15 protein-coding genes, 1 rRNA gene and 1 pseudogene are annotated in these 17,144 nt (G+C 57.6%); 8 read left to right on the top strand and 9 right to left on the bottom strand.

The features are described from left to right. Positions 1–109 precede the first annotated feature (109 nt). Positions 110–225 (top strand): 5S ribosomal RNA (gene rrf / locus ACM6IR_RS19045). A 127-nt stretch (positions 226–352) separates the two neighbouring features. Here the strand turns inward: rrf and ACM6IR_RS19040 are convergent. The 5 genes from ACM6IR_RS19040 to ACM6IR_RS19020 all read right to left on the bottom strand — a co-directional run bounded on the left by ACM6IR_RS19040 (position 353) and on the right by ACM6IR_RS19020 (position 7,369). Beyond that, complete coding sequence (locus ACM6IR_RS19040) at positions 353–844, bottom strand: SRPBCC family protein (RefSeq protein WP_414909117.1); 492 nt, start codon at positions 842–844, stop codon at positions 353–355. 29 nt (positions 845–873) lie between these two features. Beyond that, positions 874–4,290 (bottom strand): amino acid adenylation domain-containing protein, encoded by a 3,417-nt coding sequence (locus ACM6IR_RS19035; RefSeq protein ID WP_414909116.1) that lies wholly within the window; start codon positions 4,288–4,290, stop codon positions 874–876. A gap of 13 nt (positions 4,291–4,303) precedes the next feature. Next, a complete protein-coding gene (locus ACM6IR_RS19030) occupies positions 4,304–5,233 on the bottom strand; it encodes a diiron oxygenase (protein ID WP_414909115.1) in 930 nt (309 codons plus the stop codon). Further along, a complete protein-coding gene (locus ACM6IR_RS19025; RefSeq protein ID WP_414909114.1) occupies positions 5,230–6,006 on the bottom strand; it encodes a DUF3050 domain-containing protein in 777 nt (258 codons plus the stop codon). The genes ACM6IR_RS19030 and ACM6IR_RS19025 overlap by 4 nt, the downstream gene beginning before the upstream one ends. A 652-nt stretch (positions 6,007–6,658) precedes the next feature. Beyond that, positions 6,659–7,369, bottom strand: a complete 711-nt coding sequence (locus ACM6IR_RS19020) for a GntR family transcriptional regulator (protein ID WP_414909113.1) — start codon at positions 7,367–7,369, stop codon at positions 6,659–6,661. A 231-nt stretch (positions 7,370–7,600) separates the two neighbouring features. Here ACM6IR_RS19020 and lapG point away from each other — a divergent pair, with 231 nt between their 5' ends. From lapG to ACM6IR_RS19005, 3 genes are all read left to right on the top strand, one after another. Beyond that, positions 7,601–8,293 (top strand): cysteine protease LapG, encoded by a 693-nt coding sequence (lapG, locus tag ACM6IR_RS19015; protein WP_414909112.1) that lies wholly within the window; start codon positions 7,601–7,603, stop codon positions 8,291–8,293. Between the two features lie 14 nt (positions 8,294–8,307). Continuing rightward, positions 8,308–10,254 (top strand): cyclic di-GMP receptor LapD, encoded by a 1,947-nt coding sequence (gene lapD / locus ACM6IR_RS19010; protein ID WP_414909111.1) that lies wholly within the window; start codon positions 8,308–8,310, stop codon positions 10,252–10,254. Between the two features lie 372 nt (positions 10,255–10,626). Further along, positions 10,627–10,932 (top strand): DUF6124 family protein, encoded by a 306-nt coding sequence (locus ACM6IR_RS19005; RefSeq protein WP_414909110.1) that lies wholly within the window; start codon positions 10,627–10,629, stop codon positions 10,930–10,932. A 95-nt stretch (positions 10,933–11,027) separates the two neighbouring features. Here ACM6IR_RS19005 and ACM6IR_RS19000 read toward each other — a convergent pair whose 3' ends face one another. Together ACM6IR_RS19000 and ACM6IR_RS18995 are read right to left on the bottom strand one after the other, a co-directional pair. Continuing rightward, complete coding sequence (locus ACM6IR_RS19000) at positions 11,028–11,375, bottom strand: tryptophan synthase subunit beta (protein ID WP_414909109.1); 348 nt, start codon at positions 11,373–11,375, stop codon at positions 11,028–11,030. Between the two features lie 184 nt (positions 11,376–11,559). Next, positions 11,560–12,546, bottom strand: a complete 987-nt coding sequence (locus ACM6IR_RS18995; protein ID WP_414909108.1) for an RHS repeat-associated core domain-containing protein — start codon at positions 12,544–12,546, stop codon at positions 11,560–11,562. 297 nt (positions 12,547–12,843) lie between these two features. On the opposite strand from ACM6IR_RS18995, the pseudogene ACM6IR_RS18990 reads away from it, so the two are divergent. Then, a pseudogene (locus tag ACM6IR_RS18990) lies at positions 12,844–13,075 on the top strand (hypothetical protein); the annotation flags it as partial. Between the two features lie 57 nt (positions 13,076–13,132). Next, positions 13,133–14,704, top strand: a complete 1,572-nt coding sequence (locus tag ACM6IR_RS18985; RefSeq protein ID WP_414909107.1) for a glycosyltransferase family 39 protein — start codon at positions 13,133–13,135, stop codon at positions 14,702–14,704. 45 nt (positions 14,705–14,749) lie between these two features. Here ACM6IR_RS18985 and ACM6IR_RS18980 read toward each other — a convergent pair whose 3' ends face one another. Together ACM6IR_RS18980 and ACM6IR_RS18975 are read right to left on the bottom strand one after the other, a co-directional pair. Next, entirely contained in the window at positions 14,750–15,505 is a 756-nt protein-coding gene (locus tag ACM6IR_RS18980) for a slipin family protein (RefSeq protein WP_414909106.1), read from the bottom strand. Between the two features lie 2 nt (positions 15,506–15,507). Then, complete coding sequence (locus tag ACM6IR_RS18975) at positions 15,508–16,041, bottom strand: NfeD family protein (RefSeq protein ID WP_414909105.1); 534 nt, start codon at positions 16,039–16,041, stop codon at positions 15,508–15,510. A 198-nt stretch (positions 16,042–16,239) separates the two neighbouring features. Between ACM6IR_RS18975 and ACM6IR_RS18970 the strand changes: the two genes are divergently transcribed. Continuing rightward, complete coding sequence (locus ACM6IR_RS18970; RefSeq protein ID WP_414909104.1) at positions 16,240–16,701, top strand: aminoacyl-tRNA deacylase; 462 nt, start codon at positions 16,240–16,242, stop codon at positions 16,699–16,701. Between the two features lie 114 nt (positions 16,702–16,815). Next, complete coding sequence (locus ACM6IR_RS18965; RefSeq protein WP_414909103.1) at positions 16,816–17,061, top strand: DUF2789 domain-containing protein; 246 nt, start codon at positions 16,816–16,818, stop codon at positions 17,059–17,061. Positions 17,062–17,144: the final 83 nt, after the last annotated feature.

The following is a 17,144-nucleotide window of genomic DNA, read 5'->3' as shown; positions in this document are numbered from 1 at the left end:
ATTAAATTCCGAAACCCCTATCTGCGTATGCAGGTAGGGGTTTTGTTTTAAGTAGAAGTCACCCATTTTGCTGGTACGTTACTGCTGTAACGGGCTGGTCACAGAATTTCTTGACGACCATAGAGCATTGGAACCACCTGATTCCATCCCGAACTCAGCAGTGAAACGATGCATCGCCGATGGTAGTGTGGGGTTTCCCCATGTGAGAGTAGGTCATCGTCAAGATTGAACTCCGAAACCCCTGTCTGCTAACGCAGACAGGGGTTTTGTCGTTCTAGGGCTATCAAGAACCGTGGTCACGAAAAAGCCAGCCCATGAACTCAAGGGCTGGCTTTGGCGGAGCGGCGAGTGATTAGAGCTGGTGGCTCGCTGTGGCTTGCGTAAATAGTTTCAGCACATTGTTCATCGCATCATCGGCAAAACCCTGAACAAAGTCCTTGAACCCTGACAGTGCCTCCACGCTGCTCTGTGCGGGTTCTGCGATGATGGTCCAGGTCGCTCGGGATTTGCCGGCAGTCACCGGTTCAACACTCATCGCGGCCCACAAATGGGCTACACCCAAGGTGTTGTAGATTGTGGTCCAGGTCATGTTCCGTGCCTGGTCATCCCGGGAGTTCATTTGTTCGACCACCAGGTTGCCATCCTTGAAGAACTTCTTGCGCAGGGAAGACACGCCTTCACCGGTCATCTCGATGTGTGACAGCGCTGGAATGAATTGATCGAAGCCGGCAAAGTTGCCGACCACGGCCCAGACCTGCGCGGCGTCAGCCGGCACTTCCACCGAGGACGCCACATGGCAGCCTTGTGGATTTCTGATCAAAGTATCGGGTTGCAGAGTAGTCATGGTCTTGCTCCATTGTTGGTGTAGGGGAATCAGATGAAATTGATTTCTTTGAGGTAGTCGCAGCCGCGACGCAGCAGTGCCGGAGATTTTTCCGGGTACCGCGCACCCATCTGCCGGACCCCGGCCTGGGCGTTGTCGTGGCCGATCATCGAGATGTCGCCGATGTCTTCTTCGAAGCCGTTGAGGTAGAAGCCGAGTACGCCGAACAGGGCGTTATCGGTGTCGACCCGCCCCAGTTGCTGCTGCCAGTCGGTAACGCTGACCATGGAAAACTCCCGACCGGCCTCTCGGAATGACGACACGTAGTCATCCCAACTCAGAGGTTCTGGGTTGTGCAGGTTGAACACTGCTTTTTCGGCCTGATAGCGGCTGGCGTGAAAGGCGATGAAGCGGGCGAGAAAGTCCACCGGCATCAGGTCGAAGTTCAGTGCAAACTCCGGCACCTGTCCGAGCTGGATCGAACCTTTTAGCATCAGCATCAAGCGATTTTTGTGCGGCTGGCAGACGCCGGTGAGGCTGTTGAAGCTGATGTTGCCGGGTCGATACAGATTGACCCGCACGCCGCGTTCGCGAGCCCGTTCGAGGATTCGCTCACCGACCCACTTGGACAGGTTGTAGCCGTTCTTGATATAGATCGGCGGGGTCTGCGCGGCGGGGAGTTCCAGCACCCGCCCCTCGGCGGAAATCGTGCTGGAGGCCGAGAGCGTTGAGACGAAGTTGAAGATTTTTTTGCTGCGCCCTTCACACAGACGCAGGCACTCGAAAATCGGTTCGACGTTGTCCCGTGCCAATGACTCGTAATCGAGGACGTGATTGACGTTGGCGGCGTTGTGCACCAGCGCGCCGAACTCACGATCCAGTCGTTCGTAAACCTCATTGGCGAGCCCCAGTCCGGGCCGCGTAATGTCCGCCGCGTAAACCTGCACGCGGCTGAGGTCCAGGTGTTCCAGACGGTTCTCTCGCACTGCCTGAGTAAAGCGTTGCGCCGCTGATTGCCCGCCGCCGTCGCGCACCAGGCAGGCGACTTCGCTGGCGCCCCAGGCGAGTAGCGCCTCGACGATGTGGAGACCGACAAAACTGTTGGCGCCGGTGACGATCACTTTGTGCACATCACCCATCCGGCTGACCGGCAGCGGCTGCACATCCAGTTCGCGGAAGGCGTCGGCCATGGCCTGTTCACTCAATACTGCTTCGGTGCCGGAGCCGCGAACCAGGGTCGCCAACTTGGTGATGGTCGGCAGTTCGATGAAGCGATTGATCGAGATGCTGCGCCCGAACTCTTCACGCAAACGCAACAGCATGCGCGACAGCAGGATTGAGTGGCCGCCCAGATTGAAGAAGCTTTCATCGGTTGAAATATCGCTGGCCGGTAATTCCAACAGCTCAGCCCAAATCTCCAGCAACAGCGCTTCATCGGCACTGGCGGGCAGGCGTCGCGGGTTGTTTTCAGTAACGCTGACGGGGAGTCCCAACAGCGCTTTACGGTCGACCTTGCCGTTGCTGGCGAACGGCATGCTCGTCAGTTCGGTCCAGGCCACGGGTTGCATGTAGTCCGGCAAGAACTGCAGCGAGTGGGCTTTCAACGCATCGCGAGCGCCACCGGATTGGTCTTCCTGCGGTTGCGCAAGGAAGGCCAGAATCCGTCGATGGCTGTCGATGACCACCGCCACCTGACGGTACAACTGGCTGTCGCGCAGGCAGCCCTCAATCTCCTCCGGCTCGACCCGAAAGCCACGGATCTTCACCTGGTTGTCGCGTCGTCCGCAGAGTTCGATACCGTCGGTGGTCCACTTCGCCATGTCGCCTGTGCGGTAGGCGCGCAGGCTATGACCATTCGGCAAGCTCAGGTTTAAATAACGTTCGGCGGTCTGTTGCGGGTTGTTCAGATAACCCAGGCATACGCCAGGGCCGACGATGTACAACTCGCCGACAGTTTGTTCGGCCACTGGTTGAAAATCCTCATCGAGAATCAGCACCTGGCTGTTGGCGATCGGCGCGCCAAGGGTTCGATTGCTATCGCCGGCTTGCAGACGCCGCGCGGTAATCAGCACCGTGGCTTCGGTGGGGCCATAGAGGTTGTAGAACCTGCCCTGACGGGTCAGCTGCTGGATGACATAGGGTTCGCACACATCGCCACCAGTCATCACATGATCCAGGCACTGCAATTGATCCAGCGGCAGAATGCTCAGCAAGGCCGGCGGCAAAAAGGCATGACTGAGTTGTCGATGGCGGATCAGGTCGACCAATTGCAGTGGATCGCGACGCTGATCCTCGCCGGGTACGATCAGTTCGGCACCCTGCAGCAAAGTCGGGAAAATATCGATCAGCGACGAGTCGAAACTCAACGATGAAAACTGCAACACCCGACTCTGTTCCGTCAGCTGCACATAGTCGGCATACCAGACGGTGAAGTGCGCAAGGTTGGCCTGGCTGAGCAAAACGCCTTTGGGATGGCCGGTGGTTCCCGAGGTATAGAGCGCCATGCACGGTGCCTCGAGATCAGGCCTCTGACGCATCAGCGGTTGATCGAGATCCAGGTCATCAAAGTCGATGCTGCTGATATCCAGCCCGGGTATTTCGTCAGCGAGCGGATGCTGGCCGTCATGCAGCAACAACACTGCCCCGGCATTCGCCAAAATGTATTGCTGACGTTGCAGTGGATGGCTCGGCTCCAGCGGCAGGTACACCGCACCGCTACCGAGAATCGCCAGAATGCCTGCGTACAGCGCGCTGCATTTCGGCAAACAAATCCCGACCACCAACGGCCCTTCGTGCTGGTTGAGCAAAGGCTGCAATCGCTGCTCAATGGCACGGCTGTGGGCGTGCAGTTCACGATAGCTCAGGGATGTGCCAGCGATGTTCAGTGCCGGGCGTTCAGCTGATTGGATAAGGCGCTGCTCAAGCCGCTCGATCATCGGCGTTAGCGCGAGGTGCAGCAGTTTGGGTTCAGTCGTTGTGTTGAGTCGATGGACGAATGCCAGGCTCTCCAGAAACAGGAGACTCTCCACGCGTTCGAAAGCAATAGAGGGGATCGGCTCAGAAAGCTGAAAGTACTCGCCATCCCGTGAGAAGCGACTGACCAGCAGCGCGACGTGGTCTACCAGTTCCCCTACTGCCCGCAAGCGCAGTGCCTGGCCGTTGCCCGAAGGTTCGTCGCCAATGGGCACACGAGTGAGCAGCGTTGAACCGAGCAGGCACAACAGGTCCAGCGACGGCAGGACTGCAGTAGCCGATGTTCCTATACCCAGCTTTAGCGTCAGTTGAGGTGCGAGGCCGAAGTCCCGGAATGGCAGGGTAGCGTCGTCAATCAGCAAATCCGCAGGGCCCGACGGCAGTTGGTCGACGCTCGTCAGGTGCACCAGTGAATGACCGTGCTGTTCGAGTTCCAGTGCCAGGTCGGTCAGGGCCGGGCTTTGCCCAATGAGCAGAATATCGAGACGTCTCATGATGTGCTCCTCGTTAAACCAGGTAGTCGCTCAAGGCGCTTTGCACGCACGGCGAATCGAGCAGTGAACTGCTACGGAAAAACCGCACGATGTTGGCCACCAATGGGTGATGTCGGTTGATCGGGAACGCCAGCCCCGACACTTCACGCTTGAGTGCGCTGCGCGCCGTCTCGCTGATGTGCAGGGACTCGATCAGCCGGAAGTCGAAGGACTTCTGGATCTCGTTGGTCAAGTAATGGCCGATGAACACCGGCAAGATGTGCGCGATGCACTGGCGGTCGGCTTCACTCGCGGTGTGCCAATAGATGCGTACCATCCGCGACCAGAACCCGGAGTGACGGCCCTCGTCCAGCAAGTGGTCAGCCATCAAACCCTTGATCGACTGCTTGACCGTGTCGTCCTTGGCGAACGCCGCGACGTCGCCGGTCACGGTGTTCTCTGCGATGGCCACGCAGATCAATTCCACGGCACTGCGCAGGTGTTCCGGTGCCAGTGCCACGGCAGCTGGAATCGCTCGGCTCAGTTCGATCTCATCCGGTAATTCGATGGGCGTGATCCCCGTCATGGCGACGGTTTGCTGCATGAAGTCCATAGCGACCAGCGCGTGATAATCCTCGTCCACCACCACGGTCATCGCGTCGTATCGACAGGCGAACGGGAAGGCCACGGCAAAGCGGTTTTTCGCGATGCTGCGGGCGGTCTTGTCGACGATCTCGGTTTCGAAAATCACCACGTCGTTAATGAATTTGTAGAGCGTCTGCACCAGGGCAAAGTCGCGTTGTTCCGGGCATTCGCGCAGGAAGGTTTCGCTGAGCACCAACGGTTGTCGGCTCAATGGATAAATCAGTTTGTGGTCGTTCTCCAGCACGCGGCGCGGGCGGGTGCGGATGGTCGCGCGGCTTTCCCAGGCGTCGGCGAAGGATTGGTAGTCGGCGGCGTTCATGCGTTCACCTCCGCAGCCGGCTCGTTCATGCTCAGGCGCAGACCGTCCCACAGGGCGATGCGACTTTCGACGGCGGCGATGGCGCTGGCGTAGACGTCCACTTCACGTTGTGGATCGCCATCGACCAGCCGTGCGAGGAGTTTTTCGGCGGCCGGGCCGTGGTCTTCGGAGTCGACTTCGATGTGTCGCTCGAGGTAGTAACGAAACGTCGGCGCCTGCTCGATGCCAATGCCCCAGTCGTCGAGAATACGCTGGAACATCTGTGGGATGACGCTCTCGCGACCATGTAGAAACGCCGCTGCCACGCTGTGGCCGGGCGCGTGCAATGCAGTGTGCAAGGTATGACGAACGAACCGCGCGGCCGCCGGGTCGACGTCCACGCTCTGCAGTGCCACGTCGTAGCTCACGCCTTCTTGTTGCAGGGCCACGAAGCGTTCGACGGCGGCGGTGCTTGCCCCGACTTCGCGCATTGCATCCAGGTACAACTCGAAATGGCTGTAGTGACCTTGCGCCGGACGGTCATCAGACTCTTCACCCAACACAATCTCATTGATCAACCGCGCCGCCTGGGGATCCCGCGGCGGCAGCCATGGCAGTTGCACGCAGGTCAGTTCCTGTTGCAGGCGCTTGGTCAGCGACATGAAATCCCACACCGCAAATACATGGGTTTCCATGAAACGTTGGAGGATCGGCAACGAATGGATTTCAGAGAAAATCGGATGTGCGCTAAGTTCTGCTTTTTTCTGATTCAGGCGGTCTTTAGTCGGTGTCATGGGAGAGCCTATAAGTTCTCTGGAATGAGGGGTGATCAATAAGTAACTGCGAGTTAAACGTTTCTTTTGGCGAACGAGTGCCTCAAACGAATTGATCTGTGTAAGTTGTTTCCAAGTCATTTAATGCTGGCTTGGTCGCCAGTGTTCATTGGCTGCGGAGAAAAACTAATACACGAATAAAGACCGCGACAAGTTATTTTTATATTATTTTAAAGTTTAGCTTTTTAAAGCGTGACAAGTTTCAATAAGACTTTTTATATAAGTTTTATTTTGGCGTAGTTGCTCCTTCCGGCTTATATAAGTCAGAATTAAAATAAAGAGTGAATGCCTCACTCGAAGCAACTTTCTAATTGAAATCGTTGAGGTGATTTGAGGGGGTAGAAGTTGGCCGGGAACGACGCCGATTCTTCCTTTCCCGTGGCAAGGCTCCTTCCGTAGGTTCTTGATGCGGGGACTGCTCGCTCGCTCGCGCGGTGCGTCACCCGTTCATAATTCGTTGGCACCCTAGAGTGAGCGTAATTCAAGGCAGCCGCTATCACCGAGGCATCATGCAGTCGGTGAAATTATGGGTTCGAGGAGGCTTTGGAGCAGGGCGAGTTGTGACAAATCAAGACGAGCAGTGCAACCTGCCCGTTCAGGCTGCTATTGCGATTTACTTCGAGTTTTTTTTATTCAGCGCTTGAGGGCTGTTGAGGTAGCGGGTGATGACCTCGACTCCGCGGTTGAGGTGGTGTGCGAGCAGCTTCACCGAGCCCTCGATGTCCCGGTTTTCGACAGCCTGCAGCAGTGCACGGTGATCTTCCTGGGACAGTTTGCCCAGGCCCATGGCTTCCAGGTTGAAACGCAGGAAGCGCTCCTCTTCGTTCAACCCGTCTTCCACTAACCTCAATAGCCGCTGGTTCGGTGCTTTGCAGTACAGCGACATGTGGAACAAGCGATTGAGTCGGCCAATTTCCGTGTAGTTTTTTTCTGTTTCCAACTCATCGATATAGCGGGCAGCCTGTTCCAGATCTGCAATTTCGAGCAATGGAATCGACAAGCGCAAGGCTTCCGATTCCAGCAGGATCCGTAGCGCGTAGGTTTCTACAGCATCGCCCTGGACCAATGGTGCGACCACTGCGCCTTTATGCGCGACCACGTTGAGCAACGCTTGCGCTTCGAGTTGGCGCAGCGCTTCGCGTACCGGCATGCGGCTGACGCCGAACAGGTCGGCCAAATCTTGCTGACGCAGGGCCGTACCGCAGGGAATACGCCCGTCGAGAATCGCCGAACGCAGGGTTTCTTCAATCACCGAGCGTGCCAGATGAGCGGGAATCGGCCCGTTGACCTTAATGCTGTTCAGAGGATTGGGCTTCTGTGTCACAACAACGCACCCTGTTTGACTGAGATAAATTTGGATCCAAGGGGACACTAGTGACTGCCTGACAGGTTGTCAAACGGCCAAGATATCGCCGCCTTAAAAGGCGGCGATATTTTTATGACCCCCGACATACAAAGTCTAGCGCGCCGCAAGTGATCTCACCCTGCCATTGTCTTTTAACGGGCTAACCTCCACCATCAACCGACTTCCACTTGCCTACCTGGGTGCCACGCATTGGCGGTACGTTTCGCGATCCGTCGGACTTTTCGCTGGTTAGGCTGCGCATTGCTGCTGGCCGGGGTCATGCTGGGCGGGCTGCATGCCGACTGGGATTTTTCCCTGATCAGCCGTCGAGCGCAGGCATTGTACGGGCCATTGGGCGAAGGGCAGCAGCGTATTGATGCCTGGCAACATCTTTTAGCAACTCAAAAGCAAGTCAGCGAGCTGCAGCAGCTCGAGGTGGTCAACCAATTCTTCAACAAACAGATGCGCTACGAAGAAGATATCGACCTGTGGCATGAGGTCGATTACTGGGAAACCCCGATCGAGGCCCTGTGGAAGGGCGCCGGTGACTGCGAAGATTACGCCATCGCCAAGTATTTCAGTTTGCGTCATCTCGGCGTGCCCAGTGACAAGTTGCGCATTACTTATGTAAAGGCGTTGCGCTTGAACCGCGCACATATGGTGCTGACCTATTACTCAAGCCCGGAGGCGATGCCTTTGGTGCTCGACAGCCTGATCGATGCCATCAAACCCGCCAGCCAACGGGCCGATTTATTGCCGGTGTATTCTTTTAATGCCGAAGGGTTGTGGTTACCGGGTGCCAAGGGCAACAAGAAGGTTGGGGACACCAAACGGCTGTCCCGTTGGCAGGATGTGTTGAAGAAGATGCAGGCCGAAGGATTTCCGGTCGAGACGACTAATTAGGAGCACGCGCTTAGATGTCTTTGTTCAAACAGCTATTGATCGCTATCTGTCTGTTCCTGGTCGTCGCCTTCACCGGCAGCTTCATGGTCAGCCTGGAGAGCTCGCGTACCCAGTACGTCAACCAGTTGCGCTCTCACGCCCAGGACGCGGCGACCGCGTTGGCGCTGTCCTTGACGCCGAACATCGACGATCCGGCGATGGTTGAGTTGCTGGTCAGTTCGATTTTCGACAGCGGTTATTACGCGAGCATCCGGGTGGTTGACCTGTCGAACGACAAGACGCTGGTCGAGCGTAGCGGTATCCCTGCGGTGAACAATGTGCCGGACTGGTTCGTCAAACTGATTGGCCTCGAACCGGCAGGCGGCGATGCGATCGTCAGCCGTGGCTGGGAACAGGCCGCGCGGGTGGAGGTGGTCAGCCACCCGATGTTCGCGTTAGCCAAGCTTTGGCAGAGTGCGTTGGGCAGCCTGGGCTGGTTGCTGCTCTGTGGCGCAGTGAGCGCGGCACTGGGTGCGCTGTTGCTGCGCCGGCAATTGAAACCGCTGGACTACATGGTCCAGCAATCCCACGCCATCGCCCGTCGGGAATTCCTCAGCCTGCCAGACCTGCCGCGCACCCCGGAATTGCGCCGCGTGGTGCAGGCCATGAACCAGATGGTCGAGAAGCTTAAAGCGCTGTTTCAGGAGCAGGCCGAACGCAGTGAAAAACTGCGTGTCGAGTCCTACCAGGACGCCTTGACCGGGTTGGCCAACCGGCGCTATTTCGAGATGCAGCTGAATGCGCGAGTGAGTAATCCCGAACAGGCCAGCTCGGGTTACCTGCTGCTGCTGCGGATCAAGGATCTGGCCGGGCAGAATCAGCGTCGCGGCGGTCAACACACGGATGAATTAATCAAAGCGGTGGGCGAACAACTGTCCCGTGAGTGCGCCAAGTATCCGGAGACGCTAAACCTCGTCACGCGGATTCGTGGTGGAGAATTTGCCGTACTGGCCCCGGGACTGGTGCGCGAAGAAGCGCTGCAACTGGCGCAGAATCTCGACAGTGCCCTGGCCAGCCTGCATACGACGGGTGCCACCGATATGGCCTCGGTAGCGTCAATCGGACTGGCGCCGTTCATTCACGGCGACTCACCGCAAGCACTGCTCGGCCTGGCGGATCAGGCGCTCGCGCAGGCCGAAGGCCAGGGCGATTCGAGTTGGGTCTGCCTGGATCACAGCACATCGGCGCGTGTCGGCGATGACCCTCATGGCTGGCATCGCTTACTGGATCAGGCGCTGAGTCAGCGGCGTTTCGAGTTGTATTTCCAGCCGGTGGTGGCCAGCCAGGACACGCAACTGGTGCTGCATTACAAAGTGCTTTCGCGTTTGATTGACGACGAGGGCCAGAGTATTTCCGCCGGGCGCTTCCTGCCCTGGCTGGAGCGTTTTGGTTGGGCTGCCCGGCTGGACCGTCTGATGCTGGAGTTGGTGTTCGAGCAGATGACCAACCACGAAGAGTCGCTGGCACTGAACCTGTCTTCGGCGACGTTGGCGGACCCGCAGGTGCTGGATAAAATTTTCGAGATTCTGCGTTCTCATTCCAATCTGGGGCCGCGACTGACCCTGGAAATCGGCGAGGAACAACTGCCGGAGCAAGGGGGGCTGGAAGCGCTGACGCGACGGTTGCGTGAACTTGGATTCTCCCTGGGGCTGCAGCACTTTGGCGGGCGATTCAGCATGATCGGCAACCTGGCGCGGCTTGGGTTGGCGTACCTGAAGGTCGACGGCAGCTACATCCGCACGATCGATCAAGAGAGCGACAAGCGCTTGTTCATCGAGGCGATTCAGCGCGCGGCCCACAGCATCGACTTGCCATTGATTGCCGAGCGGGTCGAGACCGAGGGCGAGCTGTCGGTGATTCGCGAGATGGGGGTGTATGGCGTTCAGGGGCGGTTGATTGGTGAGCCCAAGCCTTGGGGGTAGGCCTTTGATTATTTGGCGCCAGTCAGACCGCCTTCGCGAGCAGGCTCGCTCCCACATGGGTTCTGTGTCGTACCCGACCAACTGTGCGAGCCTGCTCGCGAAAGCGCCAGAACAGACAACACCGAAACCGGCGTGGGAACGATCTGAGTGGAGACAACACCGTCGGAGATTTCCTTCAAGTTGTAGCGGTGTTGGTGAACTTGTTCGAGGTCAGGTCCATGGCTAGTCTGGATTTGTCACTGAATAACCGGTGACACGGACGTGCAAATCCGACAAATCTATTTAGGGCGAAACAAGCCCTAGCCACTTTAGCGATGTTGGTTTGATCGCTGTGTGCTCCGGCTCCTGGCTAACTGTTTAGGAGTAACTCCAATGTTCAAATCGGAAGTAAATTCTTCAGAATCCCATCAGTCCGAGCCCCGCAAAGGCCAACTCTTCACCGTCGCCCCCGACATCAACATCGAAGCCCTGCTGGCCAACGCCTCCGAAGACCTGCTCTCCATCAGCGCCATCGCTGCCGACCTGGCCGACGATGTGGAAGGCTCACGCCGATCCGTCGCGCTGGCACTCAGTCGAATGGCTGACGGAGTTCATTTGTTGGTGGAGCGGGCACTGGATCACCTTGAATCGCCGGAGCTGATGGAATTTCTGTTCAAGAATAAACCTGTGGTTAGCTGAAGATCGCCTTCGCGAGCAAGGCTCCCACAGGATCACCTTTAACCTGTGGGAGCGAGCCTGCTCGCGAAGGCGTCAATGCAGGCAACGGAAGGGGGTCAGATCAACCCATCCTCGTCATCATCGATCAAATAACTCAACCCGCCCAACGCCTCACGCGCCTGGCTCCGGTCCATGAGTTTGGCTTGGGCGGCGGCCGGCAGGTCGGTGACCATAATCACGCCTTTACCGATCAGCACCTGGATCAAGTCGTCGAGTACCCGGATCATTTCCAGGTCGCTCTGTTTGAGTTGCTTAAGCTGTTTGAGGCTGGTCGCCATGACTTCGCTGGCGAACCAGGCCTGTAGATCGGGGTGATCGGCCGGCAGGGTTTCGGTGGCGTCGGCATAGGCCTCAGCTTCCACGCGCATCAGCTGGCCTTCTGTGTTGCGTTGCACGTAGAACATTGAGCTTCCCTCGAAATTGGCGCCGCGATATCTGTCAGCAGCATAGGCGAAATCAGCCAAATGGTTATTCGCCAATGATGTTGAAAATCGGCTGGGCCTTCGCCCGACGCACGCTGATCGCCGAGGAGTTGGGTAATTATCAGGATGCGGTAATTGACCACACAACGCTTGGGCGGGAGTCAGTTTATTTCTTCTGTCTGACGCTCTTATTGCTGGTATCGATGTTTGGGGGAGTTGTTGGATATGGGCTTGATGAGGATTGGATTCGTTGCGGGGGTGATGGGTTGTTATGGCTCCCCGACGAATAGCTAGAAGGGGCTCCAGTAGAGGTATTACTACTGCTCGTAATGTTGTTGGTATTCCTTGGATGTGCATCTGACCTTTCTTGGAGTCTCTTCAAGGAGGGTGAGCTAGAGTACGGCGAAGAGGTATTCCGTGTTGCTTGATCTCTAGCGGCTATACGGGCCCACATGGATCCACCACCGGATGAGCCCCAGATGGACGCGGAGTCCGAAGAAGTCGGGGTTGAACTTCCCGAATAACCCGGTTGACTCTTTGCCTCCAAAAGATCCCAGTGGTTCATGTTGCTAATCGGACCGCCTTTCGGATTCACCGGTATTTGTCCGGCAGGCCGCGCCATGCCCCCCACAAGTCCAGCATGGCCAGGGTTGGCTCCTGAGAGGGATAACGGCTGGCGCATGACACCTTTGAGTGCGTCCAGAGGGCCAATACCCGATGCTCGCAGTACTCTGAAGTTGTTCGTAGCGTTACTCACTGTAGTCATGACGTTGTTAAAAGCCTGGGCAAAGAACACCCGTCCGGTTGGATCCTTGTTCATCACCGGTTCGCCGCCGCAATACATATATGCGTTCAATCCCCCGGCCCCAAACGGGCTCAAACTATCCGGGCTATGAAACCGCATCAATCGCGGGTTGTAAGCACGGTAGCCGTTACCCAGCAAATACCAGCTGGTTTGTGCCTCGTGCAGCTCGCCATTGAAACCTAGATGCGTATTGACTTCATGCCGCGCGGACTGATGGCCGTAAGCGGAATAAGCCAAAGGATTGGTGTTGTCGGCAGCCACCTCGGCGAGTACCGAGTTTTTGTTGTCGGTCGCTAACAGCACGGTGCGTTGCAGGTTGTCTTGATCAGCAGGAATTGTTGGAGACATGTTGAAGCCTTCCCGAGTGATGAGCGAAGTGAGTGCCAGCCTTTAGTTTTACGCGCCCAAGCCGAGGTTGAGAACTATCAGAACTGCTAGGTTCAGCCGTGCTGAACCGACACACCTCCCCTTGTAGGAGCGAGCTTGCTCGCGATGGTGCACCAGTCGACATCAGTTTTCCTGATACACCATGGAGAGCAAGCTCGCTCCCACTGGGCACAACGGTGATTCGGCGTTCAACCTGTGGGGCGCAGCATTCTCCGCCTCCTCGGAACCGGATTTCTGGGGACGTGTGCGTCGCCCGGCGCGCAACAGCAATACATCGAAGGGAGTGGTGGATTTCGTCAATGTGCTGAAGGTGCAAGGCGCGTTATTGACGACGCAGGAACAGTGGGTGGAGAGCTCGACCGGGGTGTCGCTGGCCATGGTTGGGCTGTACAAAGCGTTGGGTGGGGGATGGGAGTCGGTGTATCCGCTGGCAGATGACGTGGGTCGCAAAGCCAGCATCGACAACAGAACTGCACCTGTCCTACAGTGACCAACAAGTTTCGTGGTTATGGCCGTGGTGTTGGACCGGCAATTGCAAGGGGTAGCAATGGAGGCACGCAGAGAAACACCGCTTGACGGCACTGATGGTCCGCACGCGGCGCCCGGCGTCCGGGCGATTATTCAGCGCTGGATGCGGTGGGCACAGGAGCTCTGGCTGTTGCCGATTCTGGCATTGGCCACGCTGGTGCGTCTCTACGACCTGACGGCGGCGGCCATCTGGGGTGATGAAGGGTCCAGTCTGCTGCTGAGCCAATATTCCCTGGCCGGAATCTGGTCGCACGCGGCGCATGACGTACACCCACCGCTGTATTTCCTGCTGTTGCATGGCTGGGTCGGGCTGTTCGGCGACGGTATTTTTTCGATCCGTTTTCTCAGCGCATTGCCCGGGATCGCCACGGTATGGCTCGGCGTCTGGCTGGTGGACCTGCTTGCCACCCGGCGTGCCGCGTTACTGGCTGGTTTCCTGCTGGCGCTGCTGCCCACGGCGGTGCGTTACAGCCAGGAAGTGCGGATGTATTCACTGCTGGGCCTGTTGTTGATCGGCGCCACGATTGCTCTGGTCTACTGGATCAGACACCCCCGGCGCATGCGTTATCTGGTGGCGTATACGTTGCTGATGACTGCCGGGCTCTACACCCATTACTTCACCGCTCTGTGTGTGCTGTGCCACTGGTTGTATCTGGGGCTGATCCGCGTACAGCCCGGGTATCGCCTGCGGCATATTCAGCGTCCCGTCTGGTGGTTGGCGAACATGGCGATCGTACTGTTGTTCCTGCCGTGGGTGCCGAGTCTGATCGATCTGATTCAGCACATGGATCAGCTCAAAGCCAATGGCGACGTGGGGTGGGAAATGCCTGTCACGTTAGGCTCGTTACCTTCGATGCTCTGGTCATTTTTGCTCCAGGACGACGGTGAAGACGTTCCAACGTTACTTTTTATCGCGTTGCCGCTGGCGTTACTGGCTGTTGCTGGCGTGGCACTGGTACGGGATCGCAGTGTCTTTCGTGGCAGCGCGCTGCTGGTGATCTACACGGCGCTGCCGTTGCTGCTGCTGTTTGGGGTGTCGTTTATCTCGCCGGTGTTCATCGAGCGTTACCTGACGGCCTATGCCCTGGGACTGCCGATGATTGTCGCGCTGGCGATTGATCGCCTGTATTCAGGGTTTCGGGTGCTGGCGCTGACTGTGCTGATGCTGTTTGTCGGCGTGGAACTGGTGGGCGTGAAGAACAATGCCACGGTGGATATCAATGATCAGATCAGCGTCATGATCGACTACGTGAACCAGCACTTCGTGACCGGCGACCGGATCGTCACCAGCGATATGCTCTGGTACCTCTGCTACGTCTATTACAACCGCACCGATGCAAAACCGCTGCTATATACCCCGCCGCAGGCCAATGGTGCTTCTAGCCGACCGAATGACTATGGTTTCGGCACACTGGTAACCCAGGACATCTATCTTGACAGCCTTAGTGGCTTGCCCAAAGGCAGTGGCAGAGTGTGGTTGATCGGCACCTCGAATGTGCCGGACGAGTTCGCGCCCTTACCCGCAGGCTGGCAGAGCGTTGGCGAAGCCCACGCCGGCGGTGCCAATGCGCGTTTATTCGTGCTGCATTGAACCGACGGCCGAAGGTTTAAATGGTTTCCCTGAAACGCTGATTGCTCAAGGCTTCGACAAATCTGCCATGCCCTTGAGCAGTTCGATTGGTAGCGGGAAGACAATGGTTGAACTCTTGTCCCCGGCAATCGAGCTCAGCGTCTGCATGTAGCGCAACTGCATGGCGCCGGGTTGACGGCCGAGCATTTCGGCGGCTTGCATGAGTTTTTCCGAGGCCTGCAATTCCCCTTCGGCGTGGATGACTTTAGCCCGGCGCTCCCGCTCGGCCTCGGCCTGTTTGGCGATGGCGCGGATCATCGATTCGTTGAGGTCCACGTGCTTGATCTCGACGTTGGCGACCTTGATGCCCCAAGCGTCTGTCTGGGCATCAAGCACTTGCTGGATGTCGATGTTCAGCCGTTCGCGCTCGGCCAGCAGTTCATCGAGTTCATGTTTACCGAGCACTGCCCGCAACGTGGTCTGGGCCAGTTGGCTGGTGGCCATGAGAAAGTCCTCGACCTGGATGATCGCTTTCTGCGGATCGAGCACCCGGAAGTACAGCACGGCGTTGACCTTGACCGAGACGTTATCGCGGGTGATCACGTCTTGAGGCGGCACGTCGAGGACCACGGTACGCAAGTCGACACGGACCATTTGCTGGACCACCGGAATCAGCAGGATCAGGCCTGGGCCTTTGACCTGCCAGAAGCGGCCGAGCTGGAACACCACCCCGCGCTCGTATTCGCGCAGGATGCGGAAGGTCGATCCCGCCAGCGCAATGACCAATAGCAGCAGCGCGGCAAAACCCAGTGGCAGGCCCATGTCTATTCTCCAGCCGGCGCCGCGTCAGCCGCGGCTACTTGCAGCAGTAATCCCTTGCGCGCCACTACCCGGACTTGTTGCCCCGGTTGCAGTGGCGTAGCGCAGAGTATTTGCCACTGTTCTCCTTGCAGGTGCACCCAGCCACTATAGGCATTGCCCGCCTGCAACGACGTCACCGGCGCTACGCTGCCGATGAGTCCGGCATCGCCACTGATCGTGTGGCGCGGTCGGGTTTTCAGGGCGCGGATCAGCAGGAAAATCAGCAGCAGGGCACTCACCAGCCCCAGGCCGATCATCAAAGGTACGGGCACTTCGGTGTTGGTCAGAATCACCGCACCGATCACGAACATCACAATCCCACCCAAGCCGATCACGCCGTAATTGGGCAGGGCCGCCTCGGCGATCAGAAACGCGATGCCGAACGTGATCAGCCAGATCCCGATGGGGTTGGGAACCAGCAGCACGACGGTGTCCGCCGCGAAGGCCGATCCGCTCAAGGCCAACAGCAGCGCAATTGCACAACAACGAGTGTTCACTTGACCCTCCGGGAGAGTCTTGGGTGGCTCTGTATACAGTCTAGTTGAGCCTTTGGTTGTATGAATTTTGCCCAGTTGTCGACGTCGCCCGACCGGCAAATTTCCCGCGCGATTGCGCCAGCGGGCCTAGACTTTGAGATGAAGCGAACAGATTTAACCATCGTCCGCCACCAGCTGTTGCGGACACCGAGGTGCATCATGCGTATGGCAAAAACCGTGCAAAGCAGCCTTGAGAAGGCGCACTGCGAATATGACGTCGTCACCCACCCACACTCGGCCAGCAGCCTTGAAACGGCGCGGGTCGCAGGCATTCCTGCCGAACGGGTGGCCAAATCGGTGATCCTCGACGACCACCACGGTCATTACCTGATGGCCGTGCTGCCGGCGAACCGTCATCTGGACCTGAGCAAAGTACGTGGCAGCGGCGAATGGCAAGTTACCCGGGAAAGCACCCTGGCGCACCTGTTCGGCGATTGCGAACGCGGTGCGGTGCCGGCATTGGGTGAGTCCTATGGGCTAGACATGGTCATCGACCCTTTGCTGACCCGGCAGAAAGACATTTACATGGAGGCCGGTAACCACAACAACCTGCTGCACATGAGCGTGCCGGAATTTCTGAAAATGGTGCCGCATGCCGAGGTGTGTGAGTTGAGTCATTAAATTTTTTAGCGTCAATTCCACCATCGCGAGCAAGCTCGCTCCTACAGGGGAAGCGCGGACAACTGTAGGAGCGAGCTTGCTCGCGAAAATATTTCTGTCACCAGGAGCCCCACTATGGAATCCCCAACCCACAGCCTCCCATCCCTGTTCAAACAACTGGGCCTGGACAACGACCCGGTCAGCATTGACCAGTTCATCGCCACCCATTCCCCGCTAAAACCCGAACTGCACCTGGCGGATGCGTTTTTCTGGACCGAAAGCCAAGCGGCATTCTTGCGTGACGAAATTCTGGATGATGCTGATTGGGCGGAGGTGGTGGATCAACTGGATGTGCTGCTGAGGAAGGGGCGAGGCGGTTAATCTGGCTAGAAGCGCATTAATTGTTTCAAAACTTGACCAACTTTCCCATGAAATGCCATATTGATAGTTAGCAAACTAACAGT

Source organism: Pseudomonas sp. IT-P253 (assembly GCF_949768125.1).
In the GTDB taxonomy this organism is placed as follows: Bacteria; Pseudomonadota; Gammaproteobacteria; order Pseudomonadales; family Pseudomonadaceae; genus Aquipseudomonas.
Note: the sequence above shows the minus strand (reverse complement) of the source record. Positions and strands in the feature narration are given on the sequence as shown.

Coding starts and splice junctions, on each gene's coding strand:
- ACM6IR_RS19030 (WP_414909115.1), bottom strand. CDS start 5,233: ATGAACGCCGCCGACTACCAATCCTTCGCCGACGCCTGGGAAAGCCGC.
- ACM6IR_RS19005 (WP_414909110.1), top strand. CDS start 10,627: ATGTTCAAATCGGAAGTAAATTCTTCAGAATCCCATCAGTCCGAGCCC.
- lapD (WP_414909111.1), top strand. CDS start 8,308: ATGTCTTTGTTCAAACAGCTATTGATCGCTATCTGTCTGTTCCTGGTC.
- ACM6IR_RS18970 (WP_414909104.1), top strand. CDS start 16,240: ATGCGTATGGCAAAAACCGTGCAAAGCAGCCTTGAGAAGGCGCACTGC.
- ACM6IR_RS19040 (WP_414909117.1), bottom strand. CDS start 844: ATGACTACTCTGCAACCCGATACTTTGATCAGAAATCCACAAGGCTGC.
- ACM6IR_RS18995 (WP_414909108.1), bottom strand. CDS start 12,546: ATGTCTCCAACAATTCCTGCTGATCAAGACAACCTGCAACGCACCGTG.
- ACM6IR_RS19000 (WP_414909109.1), bottom strand. CDS start 11,375: ATGTTCTACGTGCAACGCAACACAGAAGGCCAGCTGATGCGCGTGGAA.
- ACM6IR_RS19035 (WP_414909116.1), bottom strand. CDS start 4,290: ATGAGACGTCTCGATATTCTGCTCATTGGGCAAAGCCCGGCCCTGACC.
- ACM6IR_RS18965 (WP_414909103.1), top strand. CDS start 16,816: ATGGAATCCCCAACCCACAGCCTCCCATCCCTGTTCAAACAACTGGGC.
- ACM6IR_RS18980 (WP_414909106.1), bottom strand. CDS start 15,505: ATGGGCCTGCCACTGGGTTTTGCCGCGCTGCTGCTATTGGTCATTGCG.
- ACM6IR_RS18985 (WP_414909107.1), top strand. CDS start 13,133: ATGGAGGCACGCAGAGAAACACCGCTTGACGGCACTGATGGTCCGCAC.
- ACM6IR_RS19025 (WP_414909114.1), bottom strand. CDS start 6,006: ATGACACCGACTAAAGACCGCCTGAATCAGAAAAAAGCAGAACTTAGC.